At 69.1% G+C, this 6,366-nt stretch carries 5 protein-coding genes and 1 pseudogene; 3 read left to right on the forward strand and 3 right to left on the reverse strand.

Going from position 1 to position 6,366, the window contains the following annotated elements; translation table 11 throughout:
• Nucleotides 1–150: 150 nt before the first annotated feature.
• The 3 genes from AC2W7M_RS17910 (at nt 151) to AC2W7M_RS17920 (ending at nt 3,350) form a co-directional block, all read left to right on the forward strand.
• A complete protein-coding gene (locus AC2W7M_RS17910; protein WP_486133736.1) occupies nt 151–1,521 on the forward strand; it encodes a glutamate--cysteine ligase in 1,371 nt (456 codons plus the stop codon).
• A gap of 196 nt (nt 1,522–1,717) precedes the next feature.
• Nucleotides 1,718–2,662 (forward strand): DMT family transporter, encoded by a 945-nt coding sequence (locus tag AC2W7M_RS17915; protein ID WP_486133737.1) that lies wholly within the window; start codon nt 1,718–1,720, stop codon nt 2,660–2,662.
• A 127-nt stretch (nt 2,663–2,789) separates the two neighbouring features.
• Nucleotides 2,790–3,350, forward strand: coding sequence for a helix-turn-helix transcriptional regulator (locus AC2W7M_RS17920; protein WP_486133739.1), 561 nt, complete (start codon nt 2,790–2,792; stop codon nt 3,348–3,350).
• A gap of 457 nt (nt 3,351–3,807) precedes the next feature.
• Here AC2W7M_RS17920 and AC2W7M_RS17925 read toward each other — a convergent pair.
• From AC2W7M_RS17925 to AC2W7M_RS17935, 3 genes and pseudogenes are all read right to left on the reverse strand, one after another.
• A pseudogene (locus AC2W7M_RS17925) lies at nt 3,808–4,170 on the reverse strand (ATP-binding cassette domain-containing protein); the annotation flags it as partial.
• A gap of 138 nt (nt 4,171–4,308) precedes the next feature.
• Nucleotides 4,309–5,271, reverse strand: coding sequence for an ABC transporter substrate-binding protein (locus AC2W7M_RS17930; RefSeq protein WP_486133741.1), 963 nt, complete (start codon nt 5,269–5,271; stop codon nt 4,309–4,311).
• A gap of 97 nt (nt 5,272–5,368) precedes the next feature.
• Nucleotides 5,369–6,160, reverse strand: a complete 792-nt coding sequence (locus AC2W7M_RS17935) for an ABC transporter permease (RefSeq protein WP_486133743.1) — start codon at nt 6,158–6,160, stop codon at nt 5,369–5,371.
• Between the last annotated feature and the right edge of the window lie 206 nt (nt 6,161–6,366).

The raw sequence follows: 6,366 nt of genomic DNA on the forward strand, positions 1-6,366 counted from the left end.
GATGGCGCCGCGCGCCCCTGATTCCACACCGGCGAAACAGGAATTGCGTGGGCGGCACGCCGCCGCCGCGCCCCCCCGACCCGCCCCGTTTTGCCTCAGCGGTGCGGGCGTGTATGGTCGCCCGCCGATTTTGCTCGAAGAGACCTTTTTATGGCGCGCGACACGTTGGATGCGACCCCCATTTCCTCGCGCGACGAACTCGTCGCCTGGATGGAAAAGGGGAACAAGCCGCAGAGCGCCTTCCGTATCGGAACCGAGCACGAGAAGATCCCCTTCACCCTCTCCCGCCACGAGCCGGTGCCCTATGAGGGGCCGAAGGGCATCCGCGCGCTGCTGGAAGGCATGCGCATGCTGCTCGGCTGGGAGCCCATCATGGAGGGCTCCACCATCATCGGCCTCGCCGACGTGACCGGCGGCGGCGCGATCTCGCTGGAGCCGGGCGGGCAGTTCGAGCTCTCCGGCGCGCCGGTCGCCACCATCCACGAGACCTGCGCGGAGCTGAACGCCCATCTGGCCCAGGTGCGGGAGGTGGCGACCCCGCTCGGCATCGGCTTCCTCGGCATCGGCATGAGCCCCAAATGGTCGCGCTCCGAGACGCCGGTGATGCCCAAGGGGCGGTACAAGATCATGTCCGCCTACATGCCGAAGGTGGGCACGCTCGGTCTCGACATGATGTTCCGCACCTGCACCGTGCAGGTGAATCTCGATTTCTCGTCCGAGGCCGACATGGTCCGGAAGATGCGCGTCGGCCTCGCGCTCCAGCCCATCGCCACGGCGCTGTTCGCCAATTCGCCGTTCACCGAAGGCAAGCCCAACGGCTTCCTCTCCTTCCGTTCGGAGATCTGGCGCGACACCGACAATGCCCGCTCCGGCATGCTGCCCTTCGCCTTCGAGGACGGCTTCGGCTTCGAGCGCTATGTGGACTACGCGCTCGACGTGCCGATGTATTTCGTCAAGCGCGGCGACGCCTATGTGGACGTCGCCGGCTCCTCCTTCCGTGCCCTGCTGGAAGGCCGCAATCCGATGCTGCCCGGCGAGACCGCGACGCTCTCGGACTGGGTGAACCACCTCTCCACCATCTTCCCGGAAGTGCGCCTCAAGCGCTTCCTGGAGATGCGCGGGGCGGACGCCGGCCCCTGGGCGAAGCTGTGCGCGCTGCCGGCCTTCTGGGTCGGCCTGCTCTACGACCAGGAGAGCCTCGACGCCGCCTGGGACCTGGTGAAGGACTGGACCGCCGAAGAGCGCCAGAAATTGCGCGACAACGTGCCCCGCCTCGCCCTGGCGGCGCCGTTCCGCGGCGGCACGGTGCGCGATCTGGCACGCCGCGCGCTGGCGCTGTCCAATGACGGCCTGCGGCGCCGCGCCCGGCTCGACCGCCAGGGGCGCGACGAGACGCGGTTCCTCGAACCGCTGGAAGAGGCGGTGCTCACCGGCCGCTCGCCCGCCGATCTGCTTCTGGAGCACTACCGCACCGACTGGAACGGCTCCGTGGAACCCGCCTTCACTACGCTCGCCTACTGAGCGGCGACCGCGCGGGGCTCCGTCCCGGGACCCCACCCATGCGTGAAGCGCAGAGCGAGGCGCGGGCGGATGCGGCGCGGGGGCGCGCGCCTGGGTGCGCGAGAGGGTAGGCTGGCGCGGCCGGCGCCCGGCGAATCCCCTGCGGCGGCGAGCCACGCCGCTTTCTCGCTCTGCCTCAGGCCATGCGGAACCCTTGATGTCCCATCCCCCCCGCGAGGCGCCGCTGAGCCCCACCGACTGGACGCTCTATGTGGCGAGCGTCGTCATCTTCGGCATCGGCTGGCTGCCCATGCGGCTGCAGCTCGGCGAGGTGGCGCCGGAGGTCTCGGCCTTCTGGCGCTTCGCCTTTGCGACGCCGGTGATGTTCGCTTTGGTGTTTGCCACCCGCTCGCGCCTCGCCTTCGATCTGCGCGACCATGCGCTGTTCCTCGGCCTCGGAGCGTGCCTGTTCTCCTGCAATTTCCTCAGCTTCTACTATGCCGGCTACCACCTGCCTTCCGGACTGATCTCGGTGGTGTTCTCGCTGGTGGCGATCATCATTCCGCTGCTATCGGCGCTGCTGCTGGGGGCGCCGCTGCGGCGCGGCCTGTTCCTCGGCGCGCTGCTGGGGGTGGCGGGCACGGCGCTGGTGTTCGGGCCGAGCGTCGTGGCCGTCTTCACCGGCGCCGCCGCCGGGGCAGAGGCGCAGGCGCACATGGGCATGGGGCTGATCCTCGCGCTGGTCGGCACGTTCTGCTTCTCGCTGGGCAGCATCCTCTCGGGCGTCGCTGGCCGGCGCGGCCTGCCGCTTCTGTCCATGACCGCCTTCAGCTTCGCCTACGGACTCTGCGTGCTCGGCATCGCCGCGCTGATCGGCGGTGCGCCCTTCATCATGGAGATGACGCCGCGCTATCTCGGCTCGCTCGCCTTCCTCATCATCGGCCCGACGCTCTCCGGCTTCGGCATCTATCTGGCGCTGGTGCGGCGCATCGGCGCCAGCCGGGCAGGCTACGGCACGGTGCTCTATCCCCTGATCGCGCTGGCACTGTCCACGGTGTTCGAGGACTATCACTGGACCATTTCGGCCGCCTTCGGCATTGCCCTGGTGCTGGTCGGGAACATGCTGGTCCTGCGCGCTCCGGCGCCGGCGAAGGCCCGCTGACCCGTGCGTTGCGTCTGGCGCCGGTGTCTTGGATGCAGTAGGTTATGCGGCAAAGGGTTGGGAAGAGGCGCGGCGGCGTGCCTTTATTGGCGGCGGGGCGCGCCGGCACCATTGATGGTAGACTGAAATGTCGCTGAAGTTTGCCTTGCTCGGCCTGATCGCCATCCAGCCGGCGTCCGGATACGACTTGAAGCGAACCATCGAGCGGTCGATCTACTACATCTGGAATGCCACTTCGCCACAGATCTACAATACGCTCGCCAAGCTGCGCGAGGAGGGGTTCATCACCTCGGTGGACCTGCCGCAGCGCAGCAAGCCCGACAAGAAGATCCACGCCATCACCCCCGAAGGGCGGGAGGCGCTGGCCGCCTTCCTCAACGAGCCGATCCGCTCCTCGGTGACGCGCGACGAGGTGCTGCTGCGCATCTTCTTCGGCAATTTCGCGGACCGCGGCACCATCCACAAGGAGCTGCTGCTCACCCTGGAGCGCATCCGCGAGGAATGCGCCTATCTGGAAACCGTGGAGGCGCGCATCACCGCCCATCCCGGCCCCAAGATGGAGGCCCGCAAGTTCCAGCTCCTCTCGCTGCGCATGAAGGTGGCGCAGATGCGGGCCATGGAGGACGAACTGGTCCGGTTCCTCGCCAGCGAGAGCGCGCAGCCGCTGGAGAATTTCGAGCAGGTATGACGCGGCGGCGATCCGCTCGCGTCCGCCCTCCGCCCCCTCCCGCCCGCTGGCCGCGCGCGACCGCGGCGGCCCAGCACGCCGGAGATGGCACGCCCCGGGCAGCGCCCGCCCGCCTATTCCGCCTCTGAATGGCGGCCGATGTCGCGCAGATGCGCTCGCACAGGTCGCGGAACTCCGGCAGGAGGCGCACCGCGCGGAAGTCGCGCGGGCGCGGCAGGTCGATGCGGTATTCGCTCTTGATCCGGCCGGGCGGCCCCTCCATCACCACCACCCGGTCGGAGAGGCCCACCGCCTCCTCGATGTCGTGGGTGACGAACACCACCGATTTCGCGTCCTGGCTCCAGATGCGCAGCAATTCGCGGCCGAGGATCATCTTGGTCATGGCGTCGAGCGCGCCGAACGGCTCGTCCATGAGATAGAGCTCGGGGCGGTAGGCCAGCAGGCGGCCGAGCGCCGCGCGCTGACGCATGCCGCCGGAGATGGCGCTCGGCCGGTAGTCGGCGTAGCGCTCGAGGCCCAGCAGCTTCAGGAGTTCGGCGATGCGCGCCGGCCGGGCGGCAGGCTCCGTGCCGTTCAGCTCCAGCGCGATGGAGATGTTCTGCGCCACGCTCGCCCAGGGCAGCAGCGTGTCGCGCTGGAACATGAAGCCGACGCCGGGCGGCGGCTCCGTCACCTCCTGCCCGGCGACCAGGATGCGCCCCGCGCTCACCGGCGTCAGGCCGGAGATGAGGCGCAGCATGGTGGATTTGCCGCAGCCGGACGGTCCGACGATGGAGAGGAACTCGCCCTCGGCGAGGGTGAGGTCCACATTCTCGATCACCCGGGCGACGCCGCCGTCCGGGGTGGGGGTAGGTCTTGGACACGCCCACCACCTTCACCCGCGGCGGTGCGCAGGCCGCCGGGCTTTCACCCGGCGGCTGCGGTGCGCTCGTCGCGCGCTCCATGAGGCTGGCCATCCCTATTTCGTGGCCAGCTTGGGGTCGAACACCTCGTCCACCGTCACCGGCTTCAGCGTGTCGTCGGAAACCAGCACGATCTCGTTCAGGTTCTTGATGGAGTCGGGGCTCACCACGCCGCCGGCGGGGGTGCGGGCGACGGCGGTCTTGGCCACCGCCGCGATCAGGCTGGGCGAGAAGTTCGGATACATGGTGGCGAGCACGGTCTCGGCGAGCTTGCCGTCTGCCTTGAGATCGGCGATCGCCTTCACCACCGCGCCGGTGAACGCCTTGGCCGCCGCCGGGTTCTTCTCCACCCACGACTTCAGCACGATGGCGCCGAACGCGGCGTAAGGCATCTCGCGATAGTCGATCACCACCTTGTAGGCGCCCGCCTTCTCCAGCATGGCGGCAACGTCGGTGGTGATCAGCAGGCCCGCATCCACTTGGCCGCTGTCGATGGCCGCCATCATCGGCACGCCGCCGCCGGTGCCGACGATCTGCACCTCGCGCTCCGGGCTGATGCCGGCCTTGGTGAGCGAGTAGCGCAGCGTGTTGTCGGTGAGGCTGCCGGGCGAGGTGATGCCGATCTTCTTGCCCTTGAGGTCGGCATACCCCTTGCCGGGGAAGTCGGCCTTGGCCATCAGCGCGTAGGAGTGGAACTCGTCGAGCGCGACCAGGATCTGCGCCGGCTGGCGGCGGGCCTTCAGGCGCACCACGTGGTCGGCGGCGCACAGGCACATGTCGATGGAGCCGCTCACCAGCGCCTGCACGGCCGGTCCGCCGCCCTTGAAGGCGGTGATCTCCAGCTCGATGCCGGCGTCCTTGAAGTAGCCCTTCTCCTTGGCGGTGTAGATGGGCAGCAGCGCCTCGTTGAAGGCGGCGGTGCCGGCGGTGATCTTGGTCTGCGCCGCGGCCGGCAGGCCGAGGCCGGCCAGCGCCGCCGCCGCGAGGGCGAGGGTCTTGAGGCGGAAGGTCGGTGACATCTCTGGCTCCCCTGGAAGGTTGGGACGTGTGTCACTCCGTGTGCGTTTCCTCAGCTTTTCTTGGCTTTGCGTGCCGCGTTCCGGGTCACGGTTTGGTCTATTTGGCCGGCGTCAGCCAGCGTTCCAGCAGGTTGACGGCCTGGTTCATGAGCACGGCGATGATCATCAGCGCCGTGAGGCCGGCGAACACGCCGGTGGTGTCGAGGCGGCCGGAGGCGTGCTCCACATACCAGCCGAGGCCGCGATTGGCGCCGAGCAGCTCGCCGAGCACCGAGCCGATGAGCGCGAGGCCGACGCTGATGCGCGCCGCCGCGAACAGCCACGGCAGCATGGCGGGCAGCTGCACCCGCCGGGCGATGAAGGCGGGGGAGGCGCGCATGGAGCGCATGAGGTCGATGTGGTCGCGGTCCACCTCTTTGAGCCCCTGCATGGTGTTGAGCAGGAAGATGAAGACGACGAAGGAGAACGCCATCATCACCTTCGAGAGCAGGCCGATGCCGAACCACAGGATGAACAGGGGTGCCAGCGCGATGCGCGGCAGGCTGTAGAGTCCCATGATGTAGGGATCGAGCGCCTCCGCGAGCCGGGGATAGCGCGCCAGCAGCAGGCCGAAGCCGAAGCCCACCACGAGGCCGAGCGCGAGGCCCAGCAGCGCCTGCCAGACCGTGGCGCTGGAATGCCACCACAGATCGCCGTTGAGCGTGATGCGCCACAGCCGCTCGGCCACCAGCTCGGGGCTGGAGATCCAGAACGGATCGAGGATGGTGTTTGCCACCACGTACCAGGCCGCCACCGAGAGCACGAACACCAGCAGGCGGTCGAACCACAGGCGGACCTTGGCCGGCGACACTACGGGCTTGGCCGGGCGGACGTCGGTCTCGGCGCTCATCGGCAGTCTGCCTTTGCAGGGGAGGGGAGGGGCCGGAGCGGCCTCACGACACCGCCTCGCGCTCGGCTTCGGCGGTGGCGTGCGGCCGTTCGGAGGCAGGCCCGAAGCCGCCGCCGGTGGGGGTCTCGACGATCACCGCGTCGCCGGCATCGAGCGTCGCCTGGCCGCAGCCGCCGAGATCCTCGATCGTGCCGTCGGCGCGGCGC

This window comes from Xanthobacter sp. BG11Y11_SDJG, from assembly GCF_057364445.1.